This is a genomic window from Carnobacterium iners (genome assembly GCF_900177385.1).
In the GTDB taxonomy this organism is placed as follows: Bacteria; Bacillota; Bacilli; order Lactobacillales; family Carnobacteriaceae; genus Carnobacterium_A; species Carnobacterium_A iners.
In genome coordinates this window covers 757,993-783,426 of sequence record NZ_FXBJ01000002.1, presented here as the reverse complement: position 1 = coordinate 783,426, position 25,434 = coordinate 757,993, and the positions used below count along the sequence as shown (strand labels likewise).

Annotated in this window: 23 protein-coding genes; 7 read left to right on the top strand and 16 right to left on the bottom strand. The window is 32.7% G+C overall.

Translation table 11 applies throughout. The annotated features are described in order from the left end of the window. Positions 1-9 precede the first annotated feature (9 nt). From B9Y54_RS12485 to B9Y54_RS03995, 4 genes are all read right to left on the bottom strand, one after another. Complete coding sequence (locus B9Y54_RS12485; RefSeq protein ID WP_200805352.1) at positions 10-264, bottom strand: sigma factor regulator N-terminal domain-containing protein; 255 nt, start codon at positions 262-264, stop codon at positions 10-12. Further along, positions 257-397 carry a sigma factor-like helix-turn-helix DNA-binding protein gene (locus B9Y54_RS13130; protein ID WP_200805351.1) on the bottom strand — a complete coding sequence of 47 codons (141 nt, stop codon included), beginning with the start codon at positions 395-397 and terminating at the stop codon, positions 257-259. The genes B9Y54_RS12485 and B9Y54_RS13130 overlap by 8 nt, the downstream gene beginning before the upstream one ends. A gap of 176 nt (positions 398-573) precedes the next feature. Further along, on the bottom strand, positions 574-753 hold the full coding sequence (locus B9Y54_RS12150) for a hypothetical protein (protein WP_090005060.1): 180 nt from the start codon (positions 751-753) through the stop codon (positions 574-576). Positions 754-1,087: 334 nt separating this feature from the next. Further along, positions 1,088-1,999: an AEC family transporter gene (locus tag B9Y54_RS03995; protein WP_085559071.1), complete on the bottom strand. Its 912-nt coding sequence runs from the start codon at positions 1,997-1,999 to the stop codon at positions 1,088-1,090. Positions 2,000-2,350: 351 nt separating this feature from the next. Between B9Y54_RS03995 and zwf the strand changes: the two genes are divergently transcribed. Both zwf and B9Y54_RS03985 read left to right on the top strand, forming a co-directional pair. Beyond that, positions 2,351-3,805 (top strand): glucose-6-phosphate dehydrogenase, encoded by a 1,455-nt coding sequence (gene zwf, locus B9Y54_RS03990; protein WP_085559070.1) that lies wholly within the window; start codon positions 2,351-2,353, stop codon positions 3,803-3,805. Positions 3,806-3,849: 44 nt separating this feature from the next. Next, on the top strand, positions 3,850-4,488 hold the full coding sequence (locus B9Y54_RS03985) for a YczE/YyaS/YitT family protein (protein ID WP_085559069.1): 639 nt from the start codon (positions 3,850-3,852) through the stop codon (positions 4,486-4,488). Positions 4,489-4,597: 109 nt separating this feature from the next. On the opposite strand, the gene B9Y54_RS03980 is transcribed toward B9Y54_RS03985, so the two are convergent. The 7 genes from B9Y54_RS03980 to ptcA all read right to left on the bottom strand — a co-directional run bounded on the left by B9Y54_RS03980 (position 4,598) and on the right by ptcA (position 14,092). Continuing rightward, positions 4,598-6,928, bottom strand: a complete 2,331-nt coding sequence (locus tag B9Y54_RS03980; RefSeq protein WP_085559068.1) for a glycoside hydrolase family 65 protein — start codon at positions 6,926-6,928, stop codon at positions 4,598-4,600. Positions 6,929-7,051: 123 nt separating this feature from the next. After that, complete coding sequence (locus tag B9Y54_RS03975) at positions 7,052-8,671, bottom strand: glycoside hydrolase family 13 protein (protein ID WP_085559067.1); 1,620 nt, start codon at positions 8,669-8,671, stop codon at positions 7,052-7,054. Between the two features lie 54 nt (positions 8,672-8,725). Beyond that, the gene (locus B9Y54_RS03970; RefSeq protein WP_177173728.1) at positions 8,726-8,890 is read right to left on the bottom strand and encodes a hypothetical protein; all 165 of its coding nucleotides are present in this window, start codon (positions 8,888-8,890) and stop codon (positions 8,726-8,728) included. A gap of 83 nt (positions 8,891-8,973) precedes the next feature. Next, positions 8,974-9,987, bottom strand: coding sequence for a LacI family DNA-binding transcriptional regulator (locus B9Y54_RS03965; RefSeq protein ID WP_085559066.1), 1,014 nt, complete (start codon positions 9,985-9,987; stop codon positions 8,974-8,976). A 489-nt stretch (positions 9,988-10,476) separates the two neighbouring features. Next, the gene (aguA, locus tag B9Y54_RS03960) at positions 10,477-11,577 is read right to left on the bottom strand and encodes an agmatine deiminase (RefSeq protein WP_085559065.1); all 1,101 of its coding nucleotides are present in this window, start codon (positions 11,575-11,577) and stop codon (positions 10,477-10,479) included. A gap of 17 nt (positions 11,578-11,594) precedes the next feature. After that, on the bottom strand, positions 11,595-12,956 hold the full coding sequence (locus B9Y54_RS03955) for an APC family permease (RefSeq protein ID WP_177173730.1): 1,362 nt from the start codon (positions 12,954-12,956) through the stop codon (positions 11,595-11,597). A gap of 137 nt (positions 12,957-13,093) precedes the next feature. After that, entirely contained in the window at positions 13,094-14,092 is a 999-nt protein-coding gene (gene ptcA, locus B9Y54_RS03950) for a putrescine carbamoyltransferase (protein WP_085559064.1), read from the bottom strand. 328 nt (positions 14,093-14,420) lie between these two features. Here ptcA and B9Y54_RS03945 point away from each other — a divergent pair, with 328 nt between their 5' ends. After that, a complete protein-coding gene (locus B9Y54_RS03945; RefSeq protein ID WP_159446048.1) occupies positions 14,421-15,464 on the top strand; it encodes a response regulator transcription factor in 1,044 nt (347 codons plus the stop codon). Positions 15,465-15,905: 441 nt separating this feature from the next. On the opposite strand, the gene B9Y54_RS03940 is transcribed toward B9Y54_RS03945, so the two are convergent. Further along, a complete protein-coding gene (locus B9Y54_RS03940) occupies positions 15,906-16,781 on the bottom strand; it encodes a DUF1295 domain-containing protein (RefSeq protein WP_085559062.1) in 876 nt (291 codons plus the stop codon). A 214-nt stretch (positions 16,782-16,995) separates the two neighbouring features. Here B9Y54_RS03940 and efaA point away from each other — a divergent pair, with 214 nt between their 5' ends. Beyond that, entirely contained in the window at positions 16,996-17,919 is a 924-nt protein-coding gene (efaA, locus tag B9Y54_RS03935) for an Mn/Fe ABC transporter substrate-binding lipoprotein EfaA (protein ID WP_085559061.1), read from the top strand. A gap of 338 nt (positions 17,920-18,257) precedes the next feature. Here efaA and B9Y54_RS12145 read toward each other — a convergent pair whose 3' ends face one another. Further along, positions 18,258-18,461: a hypothetical protein gene (locus B9Y54_RS12145; protein ID WP_090005139.1), complete on the bottom strand. Its 204-nt coding sequence runs from the start codon at positions 18,459-18,461 to the stop codon at positions 18,258-18,260. 409 nt (positions 18,462-18,870) lie between these two features. Between B9Y54_RS12145 and B9Y54_RS03930 the strand changes: the two genes are divergently transcribed. After that, positions 18,871-20,115, top strand: coding sequence for a dicarboxylate/amino acid:cation symporter (locus B9Y54_RS03930; RefSeq protein ID WP_085559060.1), 1,245 nt, complete (start codon positions 18,871-18,873; stop codon positions 20,113-20,115). Between the two features lie 138 nt (positions 20,116-20,253). On the opposite strand, the gene B9Y54_RS03925 is transcribed toward B9Y54_RS03930, so the two are convergent. Then, entirely contained in the window at positions 20,254-20,691 is a 438-nt protein-coding gene (locus B9Y54_RS03925) for a MarR family winged helix-turn-helix transcriptional regulator (protein WP_085559059.1), read from the bottom strand. Between the two features lie 151 nt (positions 20,692-20,842). Here B9Y54_RS03925 and B9Y54_RS03920 point away from each other — a divergent pair, with 151 nt between their 5' ends. Both B9Y54_RS03920 and B9Y54_RS03915 read left to right on the top strand, forming a co-directional pair. Then, on the top strand, positions 20,843-21,445 hold the full coding sequence (locus B9Y54_RS03920) for a nitroreductase family protein (protein ID WP_085559058.1): 603 nt from the start codon (positions 20,843-20,845) through the stop codon (positions 21,443-21,445). A 402-nt stretch (positions 21,446-21,847) separates the two neighbouring features. Beyond that, positions 21,848-23,320 carry a C69 family dipeptidase gene (locus B9Y54_RS03915; protein ID WP_085559057.1) on the top strand — a complete coding sequence of 491 codons (1,473 nt, stop codon included), beginning with the start codon at positions 21,848-21,850 and terminating at the stop codon, positions 23,318-23,320. Positions 23,321-23,634: 314 nt separating this feature from the next. Here B9Y54_RS03915 and B9Y54_RS12285 read toward each other — a convergent pair whose 3' ends face one another. Together B9Y54_RS12285 and B9Y54_RS03910 are read right to left on the bottom strand one after the other, a co-directional pair. After that, the gene (locus B9Y54_RS12285) at positions 23,635-23,775 is read right to left on the bottom strand and encodes a hypothetical protein (RefSeq protein ID WP_159446047.1); all 141 of its coding nucleotides are present in this window, start codon (positions 23,773-23,775) and stop codon (positions 23,635-23,637) included. Positions 23,776-24,020: 245 nt separating this feature from the next. Then, positions 24,021-25,370 carry an MATE family efflux transporter gene (locus tag B9Y54_RS03910; protein ID WP_085560498.1) on the bottom strand — a complete coding sequence of 450 codons (1,350 nt, stop codon included), beginning with the start codon at positions 25,368-25,370 and terminating at the stop codon, positions 24,021-24,023. Between the last annotated feature and the right edge of the window lie 64 nt (positions 25,371-25,434).

The window sequence follows — 25,434 nt, the reverse complement described above, 5'->3', positions numbered from 1 at the left end:
TTATTGGGTCTATCCGCCTAAAAAACCCCTAGTCTCTATTGTTTCACTAATAAAACCATTTGGAGTACTAAGTTGAATGTAGGAGTCCCATTGCTCAAATGCCTGTTGACTAAAGTAGGAATAAATAAAAAAATAAACTAGATTAAGTACAAAAAAAACAATAATCGAAATAAAAACGATAACTACAATTGTTTTTCTTTTCCCTTTTTTTATTGCCTTTTCTATCTTTGACTCATCAAAAATATCTTCTTCAAATTCATTCATATAAATTCCTCCAGATTTCTTGAAATTCGATTCTTGCCCTAAATAAATAAGTTCTAACCGTTTCTACTTTCATACCCAGCAAAAGAGCTATTTCTTTATAACTGAGGTTTAGCTCATATTTTAAAAGCAGCAAGTGTCTAAAAACTTCCTTTGTATTTTTTAGTGTTTCTACGATTTCCTAACTTGTCTCAATATGTAAAACACTAGATTCAGTTTCTTGATCACTTGAAAAATGACTCCAAAAAGCATCATCATCAATTGAAATTATTCGTTCTTTTCCTTTTTTCTTCGTTAGTTTTCTAAATTCGTTTAAAGAAATGGTAAAATATACGATAAAGCTTTATCAGAAGAAACATCGCTACTATAGATGATGTACTTCATATAGCTCTCTTGAACAATATCTTCATGGCTACAACTATTCTTTTTCAAATAAAAATAAATCATTTTTGCTTGTTTATTGTATAATTCTAACAATAATTTTGAATCCATGACTACTCCTTTCTAACATCCTCGTAATGCCCTTCACTATTAAAGAGTCTATTTCCTTAAAAAAGTTTACAATAAAACAAAAAGAAATTCAGAAAATAGAGAATTAGTTAAACTAGTCTATACCGTTTTCCAGAAAATAAAATCCCGTAAGTTATTAACTAGTCTAAAGTTAAGACGATACTTCACCTATTAACGTTTTTTAGCAAAAAAAATCTTAAAAGACTACCTAATCAAACTAAAGATTAGGTAGTCTTCTTTTCTATCTTGATTAGTATCTTTTATTTCCATCTACAAAAAATAGCATCGAGAAGAATTAGATTACCACTATTTATTTTTACATAATCAAAGCAAGAGCAAGTGTCATAAATAGCAATGAAAGAATAATACTAGCGGAAGATAAAAAGCCAGAAAGAGATTCTTTATTGCCATAAACGACCATGTTAATTGTAGAAACCGTAGCTATTGGAGCAAGTGCTAAAAGAACTAAAGATAAACGAACAATCTCTGGTAAAGGCAGTAAAAAGTAAGAGACTAGTGCAAATGAAATTCCGATAGTATAACGTGTGAAAAGAAGCTGTGCTACTTTTTTTAAATCGCTTCGAGAAATAGTAAGTTCTAAATACAGACCAATCATAAACATAGATAAAAAGGCATTGCCACTAGCGAATAATTTAACTACTGAAAGAATATTTTCTGGAATAGTGATATTAATTAATGCTAATAGAATCATGATAATATACGTTGTAAAAGTTGGAGAACGAAAAAGTCGGAAAACAACTTCTCCGATCCCTCTCGCGCCACGATTTTGGCCAGTAAGTTTATCTGCTAGAATAGGAGTCCCTCCAAAAAGCATTAACGCATTTCCTGTATCAAAACTTCCAATAAATGGAATAGCTTGCGGGAAGAAACCTTGTACAAATGGAATTGTAAAATTCCCAATATTGTATCCACCTTGACTGAAGATCATCAACGCTTGATCAGACGTTTTTCTTTTACGCCAAATAAGTCCTCCAAACGTTATAAAGATAATATTAGCCGATAATCCTAATCCTATCATAATGAATAATATCTTATTTAATTCTACTGAGTTAAACCCAATAATGATTGTTGCGGGTAAAGTTAAGTTCAATATAATTTTTGAAATGGTACGTCCATCTTTTCCTTCTAATATATTCGCAACTTTGAAAAGATACGCTGCTAGAATAACTAATAAAAAACTAATCGCTTGTGTAAGTACAGCTCCCATGAATGATTCTACTCCTTTTATTTTAAATTAATTTGATATTTCTATTTTTTATCTCTTAAGTCTGTATGTAAAAAAGAATAGTTTATTTAAACTTGTACACTTTATCTATTATGACAAATTTAAAAAGATAAATCAAAAAAGGATACTGCTACACACCCTGTTAAAATAATTAGTCACTAGTTGGTTAAACAAAAGCTATAGCTCTTTAATAAAATCTAGACTGAGCATCGTTTCTGACTAGTTGATCAATACATGGTATTGTGTAGATATAACCCTTATTCATATAACCAGTGAGAACAAGGAATCGTTGACGTCAATAAATACAAAATTTAATGAAAGGATGAGATAAAGATGTCAGAAGAACAAAGTGGAGGCTTAATAGTTTTATTTGGTGCTACGGGAGATTTAACTAGTCGCATGTTACTACCTGCTTTACATCAATTATATCAAAGAGGATTGCTTTCAGAAAACTTCGCTCTAATAGGTGCTGCACGTACAACTATGTCAGATGAAGCATTTCAAAAATACGTAAAGAAGTCTGTTGAAAATGGACCTAACTTTACGAAACTAAACGAGGCATTCTTAGACCATTGTCGTTATTTGGCTACGGATAATACAAATATTGAAGACTTAAAAGAGCTACGAAAAAAACTAAAACAATTATCAAAAGAATTTGAAACACCTGAAGAATATATCTATTACTACTCTATCTCACCTGAATTATACGGTGAAACAACCAATAATATTAAAAAAGCACAAATTACTGAATTAAAAGGAAATCACCGAGTTATTGTAGAAAAACCTGTTGGAGACAGTTTAAAGGCTGCAAAAAAGTACCACCATCTCTTTTTAGACGTCTTCGATGAAAAAAATATCTATTATATGGATCATTTTCCTGGAATGGATTTCATCCAAAATATTTTAGCTACACGGTTTTTCAATCCGTTTATTGAAGGTATATGGAACAACCAATTTATCGAAAATATTCAAATTTCCCTACCAGAAAACTTATCTATCGGAACACGTGGCAACTACTATGATAAAACCGGTGTCTTATTAGATATGTTTCAAAATCATTTGCTACAAATTTTGTCTTTAGTCGCTATGGAGTTACCGGATAAATTAACAACCGAGTCTATTCATGCTAACAAGTTAGCAATTTTAAAAAATTTACCACTATTTACAAAAGAACAAGTTGAAAAAAAAGTCGTTCGTGGACAATACAAAGCAGATAGCTTGGGAGAATTCAAGAGTTACCGTGATGAGAAAAACGTCCCCAGTGACAGTAATACAGATACGTATGTAGCAATAGAATTAGCTATTGATACACCTCGGTGGAAAGGTGTACCCTTTTATTTGCGAACAGGAAAAGCTTTAATAGAAGACTACACCGCAATTGATATCTTATTGAAGCCAACTGGCAAAAAAGCTTTAGATGTGCCTACAAGACTAACTTTTATGGCCGAACCTACACAAGGTTTTTCTCTAGTTTTAAATCAAAAAACGCCAAATAATAAATACGAACCCTTGACTACCTTTATCGGTCCTGATAGAAAGACATTCAAAGACAAATACATTGCCCACCCTTACGAAAATATGATTCATGATGCTTTAGCTGGGGAGCGAATCTATTTTCCAACTTTTCCAGAAATCAAAGAACAATGGCGCATTACAGACAGTATTCTATCCGCTTGGGAGCAACTACCAGCACCTCCTTTTCCAAATTATCAAGCAAATACATTTGGTCCACTTGAAGCTGAAGAATTGCTGACTAAAAATAATCATGCCTGGATAAAACGTATCTAAAAATACTAAAATCAATTATTAAATTTCTAAAAATGGAGGAAATTATGTCAATCAATTGGAAAGACTTTATTTTACGCTCATTAGCATCTATCATCGGAATTACTTTTATCAGTTTTGGTGCTGCTCTAAGTGAATCAATGGATATGGGATTAGATCCATTTACTGCACTAAACAAAGGTGCTTCATCTTTACTAGGCTTTAGTTTAGGAAACTACCAACTCGGCTTAAATCTTATCATTTTAGCGATTGTATTTTTCTTAAAACGATCGTTAATCGGTTGGGGAACTATTTACAATATGATTTTAATAGGCTATCAAGTTAGTTTTTTTGGTGATCTATTCAAAAACTTTTTTAATATAGGAGAAATAAATTTAGCTATTCGTCTTATCATTGCTGTTGTAGCTATCATGATTTTCACTCTCGGTGTGGCCTTATATATGGATACAAAATTAGGGGTCTCTCCCTACGATGCAATAACACCGGTCATAACTGATCGAACAGGTTGGAACTACACACCTGTTCGAGTAGGACAAGATCTGTTTATCGTTCTAGGAGCTTATTTACTTGCTGGACCTGTCGGAATCTCTACTATTATTACTGGTTTCTTCGCTGGGCCACTTATTTCTTTCTTTTCTAAAAAAATATCTCAGCCACTTATAGAAAAATTAGGAAAACTGTCTTAATTATATCATTGAGAATAGTATTTAGACCCCTGCAAGTTATACAAAAGTATCTGTATAACTTGCAGGGGTCTATGAATTTTTCTTTCGTAAACAAAAAATCGTTAATAGATTAGTCTTCATTCCTAATCGTTAGCGTCTCCTCAAGAGAGACTTTTTTATTGTGATGCCTGAAAATTAACTTTTCACCTGATAGTAATTCATACACCGTTTGTCTTCCAGATAATGTAACCTTAAGCCTACTACCCCTAAAATGAATTTTAAAACTCAACTCTTGCCATTCTTTAGGTAACCGAGGAGAAAAAGATAATTCGTCTTCTTGTAATGCTACTCCTGCAAATCCATACACCATGCTCATCCACGTCCCACCCATATTAGCAGCGTGAATGCCGTCTTTTGTATTTCCTTGTTGATCAGTAAGATCCATTAAAGCTGTATCCATGAAGTAACGATACGCTTTTTCTTTTTCACCTATTTCGCTTGCCATCATTCCAAAAACAGATCTGGATAAAGAAGAATCATGGGTTGTGATTGCTTCATAATAATGATAATCCCGAGTTTTTTGTTCTTGTGAAATTTGTTTAGAGTGCAGCAATTGCGCTAATACAACATCTGCTTGTTTGTTGACTTGGTAACGATAAATCATTAATGGATGATAATGCTGTAGCAAAGGATATTTTTCTTTAGGCGTGTTTTCAAAGTCCCATACCGTTTTATCAAAAAATGTATCGTCTTGTTTCGTTAATTGTTTTTCTTCGTCAAACGGTGAATTCATTTTTTTTGCAGCGTTTTCCCAAAGCTGAATTTCATTTTTTTCAACAACTATTGTTTTGGTTTTCTCAATTAATTCTTTTTTTGGTCGACTTAACATTTCTTTAGCTAGTTTAGCAGCGTATTCTAAATTTGTTTTCACCATACGATTAGTGTAATAATTATTATTAACAAGAGCAGTATATTCATCCGGACCAGTCACGCCATTAATACAAAACGTGTTCTCTTTTCCAGGGATGTAATCTCCAAACTCCATCCAAAATCGAGCTGTTTCAACTAAAATCTCGAATCCTTCAGCGTATCTGAAATCTTTGTCGTTTGTAGCTTCTAAATACAGCTTTACTCCGTAGGCAATATCAGCATTAATATGAAACTGTGCTGTACCTGCTGGATAATAAGCACTACATTCTTCTCCATTGATTGTCCGCCATGGGAATAAGACTCCTTGTTCAACTCCCATTTCTCTAGCTCGATTTCTTGCTTTTTCTAAAATAGAATAGCGATATAAGAGTAACGACTTGGCAGTTTTAGGTTGAGTATAAACAAAAAAGGGAAGCATATACATTTCTGTATCCCAGAAATAATGACCTTCATACCCGTCACCAGTTAGTCCTTTAGCTGGAATATTAGTTAACCCGTCACGTCCCGCTGCTTGATTTAAATGAAATAAATTAAAACGCAGTCCTTTTTGTAATAAATCGTCGCCTTTAATTTGAATGTCGCTTTGCTCCCAAAAAGAATCCATCGTTTTCAAGTGCTTCTCTTTAAGTTTTTCATAGCCCATTTTCTCTACTTCTTGTAACGTCTCTCCTAATTGTTTAATATTAGTCTTATCTTGTTCAGACTCAGAATAAGATGAACTATAACCGGTTAAAACCGCAATTCTTTCCGTTTTTCCTTCAGTACCTTTTATAATGAGTTCATTTATAATCCTTTCATCTGTCTTTATGCAGTGGCTTTTTTTGTTGGATGAGCTATTAATTTTTTGCCCTACTACTAACCGTAAGTTGCTTTCTTTTGTCACTACAACTAAAAATGCTTGGTTTTCTTCATAGGCTAAATGAGTACGAAAATCAAGTTTTTCACGCTTAATTACTCGAGGATCATCTATTAAAGTCTCCACAGTAGATGGTAAGCTGACCTTACCATCTACACAAGTCTTGAATGTTAGTTCTCCAGTAAAATTTACCGGTGTTAATTGATAAGAAACGGCCAGTATTTCGGGAATATCATAGGAAATAAATCGTTCGATAGCTACATCGATTACTTTTCCATCTGAACTTTCCCATGTAAAAGAGCGTTTAAGAATTCCTTCTTTCATATTTAAGATACGCTTGTGTTTTGATACAGTACCTGTTTCTAGCTGAAACCACTCTCCATCAATCGCAAAACTCATTTCTTTTCCATTAGGAATCTGGCAAATAGTTTGGGCATTTTTTGCATATCCATAGGCTGTTTCCCCATAAATAATAGGTGCTGTTTCAAAAAAGCCATTTGCATAGGTTCCTTCATTTATGATGAATTTTTTATTTAAAAACCCTTCTTCTAAACTACCTCGCGTTCCAATGTGTCCATTTCCTAACGAAAAAAGAGTTTCATTGTGCCTTATTAGGTCAGGCTCTATATTTTCTTCCCAAATTTCCCATTCTGTTCCTTTCAGTAACTGGTCCATTTATTTTCTCCTTCTTTTACACGTATTTTTAATTAAAATTAATCTAATTTATCTATCTATTGTCTATTTAATTTAGTAACTACGTATAACTACAAAAAGTTTGCAGTCCTTATTAGAAGAATCCTATTTTTTTATACAAAACGTTTCATAAGGTTCCAAATACAAGTCACTTAAATCATAAGATTTTCTTGTACTATTTGAAATAATTAGTTGACTTTTGTCTGATTGGTCAGTCAACGATAAGCTAGTTGGCTCTTCAGAAAAGTTTGCAACAACCAACCACGTCTCATTTTGATACGTCCTTTCATAAGCAAAAATCGCTGGATGATCGGGTAACAACAACTTAAAATCACCAAATACAAGTGATGGATTTTCTTTACGTAGTTTAATTAATTGCTGATACGTATAAAAAATAGAGCTTTTATCTTCTAAAGCTTGTTTGACATTAATTCTATCGTAATTTGGGTTTACTGAAAGCCAAGGTATGCTAGTAGTAAAATCAGCCTGTTGGGTATTATCCCATTGCATCGGTCTACGAGCATTATCTCGCCCTTTTGTGTTAATTGATTTTATTATCTCTTCTTTATTATAACCCAGTTCTAAACGTTCACGGTATAAATTAACCGTCTCAATATCGCTTGCCTCCGAAATATCTTTGATTGGCTGATTGGTCATTCCAATTTCTTCTCCTTGATAAATATAGGGGGTTCCTTTCATAAAATGCAGTAAAATTGCAAACATTTTAGCGCTCTCTACTCGATAATTTTGGTCGTTTCCCCACCGTGAAACAATTCTAGGTGTATCATGATTGTTCCAAAATAAGCTGTTCCACCCAGAATCACCAAGTTCTACTTGCCACTTAGCTAAGACTTTTTTTAGTTCTACTAAATTAAGAGGCTTCAAGTCCCATTTACTTTTCCCCGGTTGCTCATCTAGAGTTATGTGTTCAAATTGAAAAATCATTGATAGTTCATTTCTTTTGGGATCAGAAAATTTCTTACCACTATCAATTGTAGCACCCCATGTTTCGCCTACTGTCATCACGTCATACTGCCTGATTGTTTCTTGGTTCATTTCTTGAATAAACTCGTGAAGTCGAGGACCGTTATTTGTAACGTTATTTTCTAAGTCTTTGCTAATCTGATCGATAACATCCATGCGGAATCCACCAATTCCCTTATCTAACCAAAAATTCATCATCTCATAAATATCTTTTCTTACAGCTGGGTTTTCCCAATTCAGATCAGGCTGTTTTTTGCTAAACATGTGCAAGTAATATTGTCCGCTTTCTTCATCAAACTCCCAAGCAGAACCGCTAAAAGATGAGGTTAAATCACTTGGTCTTTTTCCATCAACGGGATCTCGCCAGATGTAATATTCACGGTATTCGTTGTCTCTACTTTGTTTTGATTCTACAAACCAGTTATGTTCATCTGATGTGTGATTGACTACTAGGTCCATTATAATATGGATTCCCTTTTTTCTAGCTTTTTCTATCAACTCATCCATGTCTTTCATTGTTCCGAACTCAGCGTTAATGGCTTGATAATTACTGATGTCATAGCCATTGTCATCGTTTGGAGATTGGTAAACAGGACTAAGCCATATAGCATTAATCCCTAATAACTCTAAATAATTCAAACGTTTGATAATTCCTTGCAAATCACCTATTCCATCTCCATTAGAGTCTTGGAAACTCCTTGGATAGATTTGATAGACTACTGCATTCTGCCACCATTTCATACTTTAATTCCTCATTTCTTTAAGTTTTTTTTATTATTCTCTTTTAAGGTTAGTTTATTTAATTGCACCCTGTGTAACCCCACTGATAATCCATTTTTGTGCAATGATGTACACAATTAGCATAGGTAAAATAGCTAATAAATAAGATGAAAATGCTAAAGTATAATTTGTACTAAATTGAGATTCAAAAATATATTGAGTTAGAGGGAATGTTGCCATATCACTATTCCCACTCAAAATAACTAATGGAAGCATGATTATAGAGAATGGAACAAACATTGCGCTAATGATATGATCACCAATTAAAGTGAATCCATAACTTTAACGCTCTCTCTTTCAATGATTTTAAATGGAAGATACACTTCTTTATTTATCAGTTCTTTTTCATCTATCTGCTGAAATAACATTTCTGCAGCGGTGTATCCCATATCATACAAAGGCTGCTCAATTGTTGTCAACGGTGGGTAGACCATCTGTGATACTAAGATATTATCATAGCCAATTATAGATAACTCTTCAGGTATATTAATCTTTTTTTCATGTGCCGTTGCAATTGCTCCAGCAGCCATTTCATCACTAGCAGAAAAGATTGCGGTCATTTCCGGAAATTTTTCTAAAAGTGTTACAAGATTCGTTCTACCATCTTCAAAGCTAAAATTATTTCCGACAACAATATGTTCCTCATTAGAGAATAGATGATGCTTTTTCAACGCATCTTTGTATCCTTTGATTCTTGGTTCTCCAGCAATCTTATCGTTAGGATCACCACTTAGCATACCTATATTTTTATGTCCCTTACCAATTAAATATTCTACAGCAGCATAGGAAGCTTGATAATCATCAACTTTTACGAAAGGCAACTTGTATTTTTCTGAAAACGTAGACAATAATACGATTGGAATATTTATTTTTTTGATATATTCAATATTTTTATCCGTTAAATTTTCACTTGTAAAGATAATACCATCCACTCTTTTTTCTTTTAATGTCTTTAAATATTCCATTGTTCTTTCGTGGTTTGAATAGGTGTAGCAAACGATAATGCTATACTTTCTTGACTGAGAAAGGTTTTCAATTCCATTAAGTAAATCGTGCGTAAGCATACTTGCAATATTTGGTACGATAACACCAATAGTATTGGTCTTATTTGTGATTAAGCTACGAGCAATTTCATTAGTCTCATAATCTAATTCTTTCATGGCTTGTTGAACTTTTTGCTTTGTTTCTTCTGAAAAACCAGGTTTATTATTTATTACGCGAGAAACTGTCGCAATAGAGGTTTTCGCTTTTAAGGCAACATCACGAATGGTAACCATCTTTTTTCACTTCCTATTCTATCTTTAATTGACCTCAACGTAAACGTTTACTCAAATTGACAATAACATATTTTGTTAGCGTTCTCAACATCTTTTTTTCTATTATTTAAATTAATTATTATCATTATCAAAATTTGACACCGAATTAACTCTTTGAGTACTGTATAGACGATCATTTTTATACGAAACTAGAACAGAATTAGGATAATTTAATTAGCTCATCTATTTCATTATTTTTTTAATCAGTGAGTCTCATTTTCTTTTCGATCAAATAGACTTTATTCTAATAAAAGACTACCAATTCTTCTCCATACTAATATCGAGTATAAGTAATTCAACTTCCCTGTTTACCGTCGTATTAATTTAATGTCTTTAATCATCTTAATTAGAGCCACTTTTTTTATGTTTTATTAGTCAAACCTATTAATACAAAAAAATAGCAGTATAGTTTCCACCGTCGTGGTTGCTATATTGCTATTCTTAGAATAGTCATTTTTGTGAGACACTAGGCTGTTGTTGCGTAATACAATGGACGTTTCCTCCACCTAAAAGAATTTCTCTAGCGTATACACTCACTATTTTATGATTTGGAAATACCTGTTGAAGTGTTTCAACAGCTTTTTTATCATTGGGGTCATCAAATGCAGGAACAATAACTCCACCGTTAGCGATATAGAAGTTAGCATATGAAGCTGCTAAACGGTCTCCTTCTTCACGTGGGAGGGTTCCTTCAATTGCGTCTACACCTTCACTTTCTTCCTTAGTGATTAAGATATTTGCAGGTAGAGTTAATTTAGTGATTTCAATTTTGCGACCTTTTGCGTCCGTTGATTTGCTTAATACCTCATAGGCTTCTTGACAAATCTCGTATTGAGGATCTGATTCATCGTCTGTCCAAGCAAGTACAATTTTGCCTGGCGCTACATAATGCATGATGTTGTCTACGTGACCATTGGTTTCGTCGTTATAGATACCACGAGGAATCCAAATAATTTTTTCTAAATCTAAATATTCTTTCAATCTATTTTCTATTTCTTCTTTTGATAAATCTGGGTTACGCCCCTTGCTTAATAGGCATTCCTCTGTAACAACTAGCGTACCTTCTCCGTCGACGTGAATAGAGCCACCTTCTAAAACGAAATCATCTAAACGGTAACGACTTAATTTTTCTATTTCACACATTTTATCTGCTATTTGATCGTCTTTGTCCCATGGGAAGTAAAGACCATCGACTAAGCCACCCCAGGCATTAAAAACCCAATCCACACCTCTTACTTCTTTATCGTTAATTATAAAGGTTGCGCCAACATCACGCATCCAAGAATCATCGTTAGTCATTTCAACGACCCTAACCGTATCTGAAAGCATATTTTTAGCATTAGCATATTGTTCGCTACTAACACACATGGTCACTAGCTCAAATTCACTGATAGCTTTAGCTACTTCTGCGAAGGCTATTTGAGCTGGTTTACCGCCTAATCTCCAGTTATCTGGTCTTTCAGGCCAGATCATCCAACAACCGTCGTGTTGTTCAAATTCTCCAGGCATTCTAAATCCATCGGTTTGAGGTATAGTCTCTAATTTTTTCATCGACAATTCCTTCTTTCTTATATTTTAGGTGATTTGTGTTTTATTCTAATAATTATTTCTCCAATAATGATGAAAATAACCGCTCCTATTGTGATTGGCAAAGTACTACTCAATGTCTCTGCACTAGTATCCATCGGAATGGCAATAAAAATTAGAGCGATAATAATTAATATCATTGGAATGTAAGCTAACACTTTCAAAAATCCTTTACTACCTTTGACTTTGAAAGGTCTTTCTCTGTCAGGATCAATTTCTCTTAATTTCAAAAACGCAGGAAAAACAGGTATATATGAAAGTAAGAACATGACTAAATTAAGAGCAAAGAAGCTCCAAAACAAATCTTCATTTGGAATAATTGGTGCTAGCAATATAACTATCGAAGCGACGATTCCGTTCATTATAGGTGCACCAGAGGGGATACCATTTTTTCTTCTTTTTTTAAACACACTTGGCATATCTTCCATGTCGGCAGCGTAAGCCGCTACGCTATTAACACCTTGAGACCAAGAAATCATATTTCCGAAAAGGGTTAACAAGAATAATATAGCTGCTACAGTAATGAATAGACTCGTTGGATTTCCCGTTAAAAGCTGTAAACTTTCAATTAAGCCGCTACTTGTGCTAATTTCCTCAGTAGGGATAGCTACCCCAATACCAAATGCTGAAAAAATATAGATTGCTGCAATAACTATACCGCCAATAACGATTGCTTGGGGTATTTGTTTTTTAGGATCTTCCATATCATCAGCCATTGTAGTGATTACTTCAAAGCCCAAAAAATTGAATATAATAACTGAAACAAACGATAGACTATTCACGTCAAATGAGGGTAACATTGAAGTTAAAGTATACTCATTTGCTACTCCTTGTGTAATTGCTACATAAACCCCCAACGCACCTACTACCACTGCTAAGAAAACTTTAATAATAGCAGCTCCGTTTAAAATCCAGACACTATCACTAATTGGAAAGAATGCAATCAGCGTCACAATCCAGATAAATGCTAACTCAATCATAATAGCTACCGCAATATTAATTTCTATCCCAGTGATTAACTCAATCATTTCTGGGAAAATAACAGCCAAAGCGGCCATCCATAAAGGGAAGTTGATCCAATAATACCAAGCTACTCGTCCTCCCATTTTAGATCCAAAAGCCTTTCTGACCCAGTCATATAGCCCACCTTCACCATCAAATGTTGTACCTAATTCAGAAGCAATTAGTCCATAAGGAAGCAAGAAGCCAATCATTAAAAAGATCCACCAAAAATATTGCGAATTTCCTATTGCTGCAACAGGAGCTGCTGCTTCAGCTACAAATACAACACAAATTACTGAAAGAATTGCATCTATCATTCTGAATTTTTTTTTACCTTTTATTTCATCCAATAGAATCACCTCTCACTTATTAAACTAATCTTTTCCAGCTTTTTATAGTATCAAACCGGAAAAGATCGTTTCTTTATTCTTCTATTTTTTATACATAAAATCTAAATCTAATTGTCTTAACATGTCATCTAACGTTTCTTTAGCCATTTCTTTTTCTTTTCATCTATTGGTTCTTGTTTTTCAGCTATACCCATAAAGTAAACGAGTAAGCCTCTCATCGCAGTTAGACGGTTACCAGCTTCCTCAAAGGCAATTGAGTAGTCAGCATCTAAGACTTCATCTGTTACCTCTTCTCCTCTAGACGCAGGTAAACAGTGCATGAATTTAGCATCTTTAGAAGCTTTCTTTATCATTTCGTCTGTTACTTGATACTTAGGATAGAAGATAGCCAATCGTTCTTCTTCAGAAAGTTCAGCATCATATAAGCCGTACCACACATCTGTATAAATGAAATCAGCATCTTTCATTGCTTTTTCTTCATCTTCTGTCATCATAAATGAACCACCAGAAACTTTACAATTATTCTTAGCGATTTCCTGTAAATTTTCAGTTAATTGATATTTTTTTGGACCATATTGTACAAAATCCATTCCAATTTTTGTTGTAATCATCATTAGTGAAGTACAAACTTGGGTAGCGTCTCCTACAAATACTACTTTACAGTCTTCTAATTTTTTCCCTTTCGGCAAAGCTTCTATCATAGTACAAAGGTCACCCATCTCTTGAGTAGGATGGTTGTAATCAGACATAGCGTTGATTACTGGTATCGTTGCATTATTTGCTAAATCATTTACACTTTTATGTTTATCTACACGAGCCATTAAGATGTCTACTAGTTTAGAAAGAACTACACTGGTATCTTCTATTGTTTCGTGACCTCCTAACTGAATTTGTCCAGGAGCTAAGTACTGTGCATGACCACCTAATTGCTCCATTGCTGTTTCAAACGATACCCTTGTTCTAGTAGAAGATTGCTGAAATATCATTCCTAATGTCTTATTTTTTAATAATTGAGGATAATAACCAGCGTTAATTGCTTTTTTTATTTTTAAAGAGAGATCTATAATATTCATCAATTCCTCTTTAGTAAAATCTTCTGTAGTAATAAAATCTTTAACCTTTGTCATATTCTATTCCTCCTAGTATAATAATAACAGTTTCTAGAAATCGCTTTCAAAAGCATCTTAACTTTACTGCTAAAATATGGAGTTGAGAATAGATCTTAAGGTAGAAATATATATAAACCCTATTATGTAAGCGGTTTATTATTTGTGATTGTCGCTATAATCTTAATCAAGTTATTACTAAACTAGTCTAAACCTATCTAAACTTCTATTTTATATTAATAATTATCTTTTATTTTTTTGCCTTACAAACATACTTGAAGTAATTTTTTTTTTACTGTAAGATAATCTTATATTGCCCATGATTTCATTTAGATTGAGGAGAATAATTATGACAACGATTACTTTCTTGTATAATATCTTTTTGCTTATTCTTTTTTCTACTGCATTAACCTGTATTTTTGCACTTTATATAAAAAGTAAAAGAAAAACTTATCTTTATACGGCCTTATTATTATTATTATTTATCTCAGATAATACAGTTATTTATATGACAGAGTTTTTACAAAATTTCAGTCAACAGTATGATAATGGTTTCATGGATGTCCCCGCGTTTAAAACAATCATTGTATTAGGTACCGCTTATTTATACAATACAATTAATAATGAAGTACTACAGATTAAAAAGAGATCTATTGACTATTTTGTACTTTTAGCTTTCGCTATATACTTACTTTTCATTCCTATGTTTCCGGATAGTGCTTTAAACGTTTGGCTTTATTATTTACCTGCACAACTTTATCTTGGTTATCTAGCCCTATCTAGTTTGATAAAAGTAAAAAAGGAACCTGTTCTTTATTCAGACGCTTTTTACCATAACTACAAAATTCTACTCAAACTATCTTTATTGTTTTCTGTCTTAATTTTGATAGAAGATACTATTGTTATTTTTAACTTCGATAGCTATAGTTCCTTATTAGTAAAAATAAATAATCGTAGTCTATCTGAAGACTTACTCAGTATTATCTATGCAAATGTAATTATTATCCACTCCTTTAAATACTTAAGTTCTTCAAACGTATCTACAAAAAAACCGGCTATCGATGGACCTCTTCATAGTAATATTTTTGAGGAAGTCAATCCTATAGACTATAAGTCGTCTATGAGAGCTTCTACTATGACTGATTGTGAAAAAAAAAATATTGAAGACAACTGTCAAGATCCACAAGATACATTTTGTGGAAAATATCAATTTACTAATAGAGAAAAAGATGTTTTTTACAAAATATTAGAGGCTAAGAGCAATGAAGAAATCAGTCAGGAGTTATTTATTTCTGTGGGTACAGTAAAAACACATACCCACAATATTTATCAAAAGGCTGGAGTTAATAAGCGAACTCAACTTGTACAAATTTATCACCAGGAAGATAAATAAATTCATAAATTTAAAATCAAAATAATAGTTCTGAAAGCTTTGGTATAAATATGTTCAAACCAATTGCATGATATTAGGTACATCTATGTATTAAGAATCTTATTGAATTAAGGTTCTTTTTTCTTTTATTTCTATCCTAAACGTCCTATCAGTCTGAAACCTTTTGCTAATCGTATTCTATGAAAACGTCTATTTTTAAGTGATAGTTTTATACAGTCTATTTCTTATTTCTATCTAAATATCTGTAAAACGGAGCAATAGATTAAAGATTGTTATTAACAGCTATGAGAATTCCATGAAAAAAATTTGTTTCCCTCCATTTTTTATACTCTAGTCAAACTTTTTAAGCATAAAAAAAGCTTTGTAAGAAGAATAAATAACTCATTCCACGGACAAAGCTTCTTGAACTTTACTTAATAAAGTGTTTCTAACTATTAACTATTATTTTTTAGCCCAAGGAAAAAGCATTGGAACTTTTTTTGTGTATTCTTCCCAATCATCGTATTTCTCCATATTTTTCTCTAATAATGGAGTAGAAATTTTGATTAATACCGTACTCATTAAAACAGGTGAGATAACTAAAGCTATATAGTAAAATGGATTCACAGAACCCGTAAAAAATAATGTAATACCACTAACATATAATCCAACCCATATTAATATTTCTCCAAAATAGTTTGGATGACGTGTAACAGACCATAGCCCTGTTTGTAAAAGTTTGCCTGATCCTTTACTAATGTGTTGTCTTAATTGTTCGTCACCGACTACTTCAAAGAATAACCCTATTAGTGAAACAAGCAATGCAGCGTAGACGAAATACTGGTGTCCTGAATTGAAACTAAATTCATTGTACTTGATTACAGAATAACTTGCAGATCCAACAACAAAATTGATAATACCTTGAACCATAAAGACTCTAAAGAATGCAATAATAACGACTTTATCGCCCCACTCTTTACGCCATTGTGCGTATCTGAAATCTTCCGGTTTTCCGTAATTTCTTTTTAGTAAACGTAAAGATAATCTTAATCCCCATACAGTAATAAGTCCAACAATGGCATAAGATAAAATTGTAGGGTTTTCAGTTACAAATAACGTAAGCCAACTTCCAACAACAAAGCCCATACCCCATCCGATATCAACAATCGAATTATTTTTAATAATAGTTGCTATAATAAATATTGTTATAAAATAAGCAAAGGTAAAAATCAACGGAACTAATAATCCGTCTAAGCCTATATTAGTAAATCCTTGTGTTGCTATTGCTAATGTCGCAAAAAATAAAATAGTATAAATAACAATTCTTTTTTTATCCATAACGCACCTCTTTCCATTTTTATAAATTATACCATACCCTTAAGTAAAGTAAATTTATGTGCTTACTAATGATTTATAATAAAGTCCAACAAATAAATTATTTGTTCATTTTTTAAAAAAGTCTTGTAAAAATCAATATATTTAGTTATACTTTAATAAAGTTTTAGGCGAGCCTTAAAAAGGTTAGATAATAAAAAAGAAAGAAGGCTATAAAATGAAAAAAATAAAATTAATTTTAGCTTTATTAACGTTGGTAGTTTTCATAGCAGCTTGTGGAAATGACGAAGCAGTAGAAAGTGGCAAACTACAAGTTGTCGCGACAAACTCTATCTTAGCGGATATGATTAAAAATGTAGCAGGCGATAATATTGAGTTACACAGTCTTGTTCCAGTCGGTACAGACCCCCATCAGTACGAAGTACTTCCTGCAGATATTGAAAAATCAACAGATTCAGACGTTATTTTTTATAATGGTTTGAACTTAGAAACTGGTGGAGATGGCTGGTTTGTTAACTTGATGGAAACGTCTAAGAAAATTGAAGGAGAAGATTATTTTTCTACAAGCGAAGGAGTTCAGCCAATGTTTCTAACTTCTGCGGGGCAAGAATCTGAACAAGATCCTCATGCGTGGTTAGATATTAGTAACGGCATTCAGTACGTTAAAAATATTACTGAAGTTTTGATGGAAAAAGATCCAGATAATAAAGCAGACTATCAAAACAATTCAGATGCCTATATTGAAAAATTAACAGCATTAGATACTAAAGCAAAAAAAGAATTTGAAGATATCCCTGAAGATCAAAAATTATTGGTTACTAGTGAAGGTGCCTTTAAGTACTTCTCAGCCGCTTATGGGGTGACTGGTGATTATATCTGGGAAATCAATACAGATAGCCAAGGAACACCAGAACAAATGAGTACGATCATTGATACTATTAGAGAGAGCAAGGTCCCATCATTATTTGTAGAAACAAGTGTTGATAACCGGAGCATGCAAAGTGTTTCAAAAGAAACAGGAGTTCCAATTTATGAAACGCTTTTTACTGATTCCGTTGCAAAAGAAGGAGAAAATGGAGACAGTTACTATGATATGATGGAATGGAATCTAACAAAAATTCACGAAGGTCTAAATAAATAACCAAATCGTTTATTGTACTAATCTTCAGAAAGTTTGACTAAAAATCTAACTTTTTGAAGGTTAGTCTATTTTTTATTTTACTTTAAAGTATTCTTTAATTTATAAAAATCTAATTTTATTTCCTAGTATTACTAGAGTTGAAGTCATTTAATTTATATCTAGACCAAAAAACAATCTAATGACATCAAAAAAGAATAGATAAAAGAGAATTTTTTAATAAAAAGATTCTCTTTCTATATTAAGTCATTCTTAAAAAACCAATTGGTCTTCTACTACTATCTTTCGCAAAACTTCAAAATAATAGTCCGCTGATACGTTACCACTAGTATTTTTTATATTTAAATCACCATATTTAACTGAAATAACTGCATCTGTTCAATCTCCATTTGGATTACGTTCAATAATATCGTATTTTGGATGACCTTTATACGCTTTTTTCTCATATAGTCACGAGCTTGCAGTAATTTATTTACTGCACTTTTATCTTTTCCACCTATTTCAAGTATGGAACTAGTGATAAAGTGGCTATCGCTAGCTACCATCAGTTTAGAAGGTCTATTAATTTTAATATTTTCTTTAAGTTTTTCTTTTGTCGATCCAGTATAAAATTCATTTCCATTTACAAAAATAGTTTCATTAGTGTTGCTGTCACAGCATAGTAGAAGCTATTAAATAAAGTTTTTTCATAAAAAATCTCCGTTAACAGATGATTATATGATTTTAATTTACTCTTGTATAGCCTTTAAATAACAACTAGAATAATAAGTAGCTTTATTTTAATAAAGCTATTTTAAATCAATAAAAAATTATACGTAATGAAAGATGTAGACAAGTAGATAACTACATTCAGATTAAATCATTCATTTTACCTATAATCTTTATTATTACTTTGACAATTCACTGTTTAAATAGTATTCTATATAGAATTAAGTCACGAATGGAGGAGTTAGTATAGATAAACAAAAGAAATTTAAAATTGGTCTTGTACCAAAACTGTTAATTGCTATCGGTTTAGGGGTCCTGGTGGGACAATTGACCTTTATACCAGAATTCTTACTTCAAATCCCTGTTACTTTATCCGCTTTATTTAGCCAATTATTAGCTTTTATTATCCCTTTAATGATTGTTGGTTATGTTATCAAGGGTATTTCTGATTTATCAGATGGAGCTGGAAAATTACTTGGCCTTAATGTTTTGATGGCTTATTCTAATACTTTAATTGGTGGATTTATCGCTTATTTATTAGCCTCAAGTCTTTTCCCGTTATTTATTGACGCTTCTATAAGAGAAACCGTCCAAACTGAAGGGACTGAATTGACTCCACTCTTTACTTTACCCTTAGAACCTTTATTTGGAGTTACGTCAGCAATTGTCTTTGCTTTCTTATTCGGAGTCTTTATTTCTTGGTTACGCAAAGAAAAGAAAGGCGAAGTGATGTATCACTTCTTCACTGAATTTGGTGAAATTATTACTCAAATTTTAAAAACACTTATTATTCCAGGTCTACCGATTTATATTTTTGGAAATTTTTTAAATTTAAGTTATAGTGGTGCAGTATTTTCTCTTCTATCTGTCTTTTGGAAAGTATTCATCGTCGTAATTGGTCTGCAATTATTGCTTATTATTCTATTGTTTATACTCGCTGGACTTTATACTGGAAAAAACCCACTTACTTTATTAAAAAATCAATTGCCTGGCTACTTTACAGCTTTAGGTACGCAGTCTTCTGCCGCTACTATTCCTGTTAATATGGAATGCGCCCGCAAAAATGGGGTATCAAAAGAAATTAGGGAATTTGTTATCCCGTTAAGTGCCACCATTCATCTTATGGGCAGTGTGGTTACTATCACTTCATGTGTAACAGCTGTGTTATTGATGTTTGATATGCCTCATAGCTTTGGTATGATGGCTGGCTTTATCGCTACTTTAGGTGTTGCACTTGTTGCTGCACCTGGTGCTCCTGGGGGGGCAATTATGAGTGCTATTCCATTTGTTTATATGGTTGGTATTGATCCAACTGGTTCGTTAGGTAATTTGCTCATCTCTCTTTATATTACTCAAGATAGTTTTGGAACAGCAGCGAACGTTTCTGGGGACAATGCTATCGCACTTGTAATCGATAAAGTTTATCATAAATATATTGTGAAAAAAGAAAAGCCTTTTGAAGAAAATGTGTCTAGTCAAATCAGTAATTAACTTATTTCAATAAAAAAGAAGCTAGGCAAAAATTTGCTCAGCTTCTTTTTTATTCTTTTCTTATAAATAAATCCATCAAAATCTAGAGTAGCATAAAATTATGAGGTTTAGTATTCTTTAAAATCTGACAACTTCCTTTTATTCTGACTCACTCGTTTTTGTTATTCCTTTTCCAAATAGTTTCATTAATTCGATTAATGCCGTTTTATCTTCTTCACTAAATTCTTTTAGTAATTCATCTAGGTATTCCATATGTTTTAAATGAACTTCCATAAATCTTTTTTTACCCTCTTTTGTAATCTGAATCCAGAAGACGCGTTTATCTTGCTCATCTTGGATTTTTTCTACATAGTTTAATTTAAGCAATTTATTAACTGTATGAGTTATTGTTCCACTGCTAATAACAGCTACTTCACCAAGTTTTTGAGTTTTAGCCTTCTCGACTTCATTTAAATAAGCTAAAATAGGATACAAACTGAATGGCATACCTAACTCTTCAAGGTTTTTACTCAAGTTCTCTTGGAGTGTACGAGCCATTTTTCCAAATACAACCATTAATTTAATATTTGTCGTCATTGTTTTCCCTCCGCTAAATAATCTTAAGTGCTTATTTTCTATCTTTTTCAATATCTTTGTGTTAAGATAAATATACCATAAATATATCTTAATATAAAGATATATTTATGTTTAATTCGTAAGCAAGATCATTTGAGGAGGAATACAGTTTATGAACAATCAATACATTGATTTATTAAAAGAACGTCGCTCCATTTATGCGCTAGGTAAAAAGGTTTCCCTATCTAACGAACAAATCATGGAATTAGTCAAAAAAGCAATCAAAGAAAGCCCGTCTTCATTCAATTCCCAAACTTCACGTGCAATTGTTTTGTTTGGAGACTCTCACGAAACGTTATGGGATTTAACGGAAGCTGCTTTGAAAGAAGTCATTCCTGAAGGACAAGATTTTGCTCCAACAGTTGGAAAATTAAACTCTTTTCGCGCTGGATATGGAACGATTTTATTCTTTGAAGAAATGAGCATTGTTAAAAATCTACAAGAACGATTTGCACTGTATGCCGATAACTTCCCAGTTTGGTCAGAACAAGCTTCTGGCATGGCGCAACACTCTGTCTGGACTACATTAGCAATCGAAAATATCGGCGCTAGCTTACAACACTACAACCCATTGATTGATGATGCTGTTCGCTCAGAATGGAATCTATCTGCTAACTGGAAGTTACGTGCGCAAATGCCATTTGGCTCCATTGAAGCACCTACTCAAGATAAAGAATACATGAACGATGACGAGCGCGTTCTTTCATTTAATTAATTATCAAGTAAAGAGCCAAACACTAGCTAATTACGGCTAATGTTTGGCTCTTTATTTTATCGGTCTTTCAGCTAGGTTAAGCTGTAAGTAAGAGACTACCAGTCGCTATTTATAGCTTATCTCCTTTTAAATAAGACGTATCTCATCAAATACTTTTCATAACTTAATATAACGAGTTAAATTTTTGTAAATGATTTACTTCTGATTGTGTAAGCGCTATTATTGACTTGTGAAATAAGAAGCAAAAGCTTTTACATACGTTCTAACTTTAAAAAAGAATGCTGCTAAGAGAAAGAAAATGATTACTGCGAGAGGAGGCTGTTTATTTTATCTAGCAGATTTTTTGATAAGCACATAGAAATTACTTATATCAATGATAGTACATTGGGGAGGAAAACAAAAATGAGGACAAAACTATTAGTAAAAAGCGCCTGCGTTCTTGTAACAACCGGTCTATTATTCATAACTAGTTACACAACAGCTGAGGCCTGTACAACTGTGTTAGTAGGAAAAGATGCTTCAAAAGATGGCTCCACTATGATCGCACGAAATGAAGATATGGGGACTGCTTGGACTAAGCATTTTTTTGTGAGAGAAGCAAATAAAAATAAAGCTAAATTTGTATCAGAAGGAAATGGATTTTCTATTAATTTGCCTAAAAAGCAATTAAAGTACACAGCTACTCCTGAATGGGATGTCTCAGAGGGCTTATATGAAGAAGCGGGGATCAATAGCAATAATATTGCGATGAGTGGAACAGAATCTACTACAGCTAAGGAGAATGTCTTAGAACTTGATCCTTTAGTAGAAAAAGGAATCGCTGAAGATGCAATAGTAACAGTTGTATTGCCCTATATCAATTCGGCTAAAGAAGGAATTGAGAGATTAGGTAAGATTGTCGAGGATAAAGGTGCGGCAGAGACAAATGGAATTATTTTTTCTGATAATAACGATATCTGGTATATGGAGATACTTACTGGACACCATTGGGTAGCAACGAGAGTACCAGATGATAGTTATGCTGTTATTGCAAACACGATTTCTATTCAAGAGTTTGATTGGGACGATTCTGCTAATTTCCTTTATTCTAAAAATTTACAAGAATTTGTCAGTGATAACAAGCTAACTGACGACTTAAAAAACATATCAATCAGGGAGACTTTTGCTGATACTAAAGATGATGCTCAGTATAATACTCCGCGGATATGGTATGGCCAGAAAATGCTAACAGAATCAGATAAAAAAATTGACGATACAGATTTCAAACTTTTTGTAAAAGCAGATGAGCCAATTACCACACAAGCAATCGCTGGTATCTTAGGTTCTCATTACAATAATACCGACTATGATACTTTTGGAGAAAAAGAATCAGATAAATACCGCCCTATAAGTGTACCGAATACGATGGAATCTCATATTCTCCAAATTAGAAACAATGTGCCAGATGAAATAAGTGCTATTCACTGGTTAGCGCTAGGTGTACCAGATACAAGCAACTATATTCCATTCTATAGTGGGATAACAGAAACGCCTAAAGAATACCAGATAGGTACCGACGAACCTGATGAAAAATCTGCCTATTGGACATATCGAACAACCAACGCTTTGACTAATCCGTACCATGATGAATTTAAAACTGAAATAATTGCACCGGTACAAGAAAAGGTCTGGGATCACATGACTGAAGCTGTAGAAAAAATAGATAAAGAAGCAGGAAAAATGGCTGAAAAAAACCCTAAAAAATTGGATTCTTATTTAAATAAAAAAACAAAAGAACTATCTGATTACTCACTAAAAGAATACAAACAAGTCAATAGAAATCTTATTAAGAAAATGACTGAAAAAACGAATGTTAGACACAATGAAGAGCTCTAGAATTGACTCATTGTGACTCATTCGTGCGATAGATTTTAAAAAAGAAGGACACTAATTCACTAAATAAGTCCCATATGATTAGCTAGTAAAAATTAACTTTTGCTTTATGAATAAATAAAATCATTTTATCAGAACCTTGTATCCATTCAAGGTTCTTTTTTTGCTGATTTGATATGCAATATAATTAATATGTATGCTTTTTATAAAAACGATTCTAAAGAGAACGTACTTAAAAGTATCCTGGTTGGTTTATTCATTCTATTTTTTGATTGTCTCTCATTTTTTAAATTTACTTCTTTTAAATTATAGATTACTCATTGATTCGATATGCTTTTTTTCAAGATTTCTATTTCTTTTTTCAGTTTATTATCTTCTTCTTTTAATTTTACTGTACATAAGCTATTATAGACTACACTTGCTAATATAAGAAATACTATAAACGTAGTGGTAGTCATCTTTATCTCCCCCTCCTTAAATTAATAAATAACAAACTATTTCATCTGTTCACCTTAAAGAATCAGCTCATTTTCACTAGTGTTGTTAACGACTTCATTATTTCTTAAAGCGAATGGGAAAACAAGTTATTGTAAGTATCCATCACGATGTTAAGACTCATTTATTCTACTAAAAAACTAAAAACAGCAACTAAATGAGCAGAGTAGCTTTTACTACTGCACAATTTTAGTTACTGCTTTTTATTCTATAATGTCGAATGGCTATTTTTACTGTGCCATCTTTTATGGTAATAATAAATAGTCAAAAGAACAATAAATTCCGATGCTGGAACGGCAAGCCATAAACCTGTCAAACCAAATAATTTAGGCAGAATCATAAGCATAATCAGTAAAACGATTATACCACGTGCTGCAGTAATCCATGTTGCCATTCGAATTTGTCCGATAGATTGATAATAAGTCATCATAACAAAGTTGGTTCCCATGAAGAGATAGGCAATAAAAAATAATTTAATACCTGATACTGCTAATACTACGACTTCTTCAGGGAAGTCACCAAACAATCTGACGATTTGTGTTGCTGCAAACTGACCAATGAGCATAAATAAGATGCCTGCTATCAAAGCTGTTCCAATTGCGAGTTGAATTGTTTTTTGTATCTTCTTTTCATCCTTAGCTCCTTTGTAATAACTAATTAAAGGTTGAATAGCCGATCCCATTCCTAAAAACAGCAACAACATGACACTATGAACATAATTCAATATCGCAAAGGCAGATACACCAACTGTTCCTGCAAGATTTTCAAATACGATATTATGTGAAACTGTAAAAAAGGAAATACCTACTTCTGCAAGAAAACTTGGAAAACCGATAACTAAAATGAGAGCAATCAACCTTTTATCGAAGCTGAAACGCACAAAATGCAAATTATTTTTTTTCCTAAAAAAATGCGTACTAAGGATAATAAGTCCTACAAGTGCACCAATCAGTGTTGCAGTAGCGGTACCTTTCACACCAAAATCAAATATAAATAAAAATACATAGTTTAAAATAATATTAACAACTGACGTAGCTATAAGAGCAGTCATTGCTGTATTTGGACCGCCATCATTACGTACTAAAATACTAAAAGTATTCTCTGCTGTAAAGATAAATCCAAAAAGCAATAAAATATTCAGATAATCTGATGTATATCCAATCGTATCTGCATTTGCGCCTAATAAATAAGCAAGTTCTGTTCTAAAGATGAAAGCAGTGAATCCAATAATTATCGTCAGGACTAATATCGTACTAATCGCATGTGAAAAAATAATACGTGCTTGATCTGGCCGTTTAGCACCCATCATAACGGAATAACGAGTTGCAGCACCCACACCTATCCATAGTGACATCGCCACAAAAATACTGTAAACAGGTACAGCAATACCGACACCTGCTAGAGCAACTGATCCGAGCTTATTGCCAACCATAATTCCATCAATAATAATATTAACAGCCATTAACAACATACCGACAACGGACGGAACTAAATACCTCAAGAAAGATTTCCCTACTGATTCTGTATCTAAATTATTTACTATTTCTTTTCTTCCCATCGCCACTTCAAATCCTTTTCTATTTGTTCTATTGAAGATATCGGACTATTTTTTCAGATTAAAG

What these genes read in the sequence shown, in the direction of transcription:
- B9Y54_RS12485 (WP_200805352.1), bottom strand. Translation starts at nt 264, where the DNA reads ATGAATGAATTTGAAGAAGATATTTTTGATGAGTCAAAGATAGAAAAG.
- B9Y54_RS12150 (WP_090005060.1), bottom strand. Translation starts at nt 753, where the DNA reads ATGGATTCAAAATTATTGTTAGAATTATACAATAAACAAGCAAAAATG.
- B9Y54_RS03995 (WP_085559071.1), bottom strand. Translation starts at nt 1,999, where the DNA reads ATGGGAGCTGTACTTACACAAGCGATTAGTTTTTTATTAGTTATTCTA.
- zwf (WP_085559070.1), top strand. Translation starts at nt 2,351, where the DNA reads ATGTCAGAAGAACAAAGTGGAGGCTTAATAGTTTTATTTGGTGCTACG.
- B9Y54_RS03985 (WP_085559069.1), top strand. Translation starts at nt 3,850, where the DNA reads ATGTCAATCAATTGGAAAGACTTTATTTTACGCTCATTAGCATCTATC.
- B9Y54_RS03980 (WP_085559068.1), bottom strand. Translation starts at nt 6,928, where the DNA reads ATGGACCAGTTACTGAAAGGAACAGAATGGGAAATTTGGGAAGAAAAT.
- B9Y54_RS03975 (WP_085559067.1), bottom strand. Translation starts at nt 8,671, where the DNA reads ATGAAATGGTGGCAGAATGCAGTAGTCTATCAAATCTATCCAAGGAGT.
- B9Y54_RS03970 (WP_177173728.1), bottom strand. Translation starts at nt 8,890, where the DNA reads ATGGCAACATTCCCTCTAACTCAATATATTTTTGAATCTCAATTTAGT.
- B9Y54_RS03965 (WP_085559066.1), bottom strand. Translation starts at nt 9,987, where the DNA reads ATGGTTACCATTCGTGATGTTGCCTTAAAAGCGAAAACCTCTATTGCG.
- aguA (WP_085559065.1), bottom strand. Translation starts at nt 11,577, where the DNA reads ATGAAAAAATTAGAGACTATACCTCAAACCGATGGATTTAGAATGCCT.
- ptcA (WP_085559064.1), bottom strand. Translation starts at nt 14,092, where the DNA reads ATGACAAAGGTTAAAGATTTTATTACTACAGAAGATTTTACTAAAGAG.
- B9Y54_RS03945 (WP_159446048.1), top strand. Translation starts at nt 14,421, where the DNA reads ATGACAACGATTACTTTCTTGTATAATATCTTTTTGCTTATTCTTTTT.
- B9Y54_RS03940 (WP_085559062.1), bottom strand. Translation starts at nt 16,781, where the DNA reads ATGGATAAAAAAAGAATTGTTATTTATACTATTTTATTTTTTGCGACA.
- efaA (WP_085559061.1), top strand. Translation starts at nt 16,996, where the DNA reads ATGAAAAAAATAAAATTAATTTTAGCTTTATTAACGTTGGTAGTTTTC.
- B9Y54_RS12145 (WP_090005139.1), bottom strand. Translation starts at nt 18,461, where the DNA reads ATGGTAGCTAGCGATAGCCACTTTATCACTAGTTCCATACTTGAAATA.
- B9Y54_RS03925 (WP_085559059.1), bottom strand. Translation starts at nt 20,691, where the DNA reads ATGACGACAAATATTAAATTAATGGTTGTATTTGGAAAAATGGCTCGT.
- B9Y54_RS03920 (WP_085559058.1), top strand. Translation starts at nt 20,843, where the DNA reads ATGAACAATCAATACATTGATTTATTAAAAGAACGTCGCTCCATTTAT.
- B9Y54_RS03915 (WP_085559057.1), top strand. Translation starts at nt 21,848, where the DNA reads ATGAGGACAAAACTATTAGTAAAAAGCGCCTGCGTTCTTGTAACAACC.
- B9Y54_RS12285 (WP_159446047.1), bottom strand. Translation starts at nt 23,775, where the DNA reads ATGACTACCACTACGTTTATAGTATTTCTTATATTAGCAAGTGTAGTC.
- B9Y54_RS03910 (WP_085560498.1), bottom strand. Translation starts at nt 25,370, where the DNA reads ATGGGAAGAAAAGAAATAGTAAATAATTTAGATACAGAATCAGTAGGG.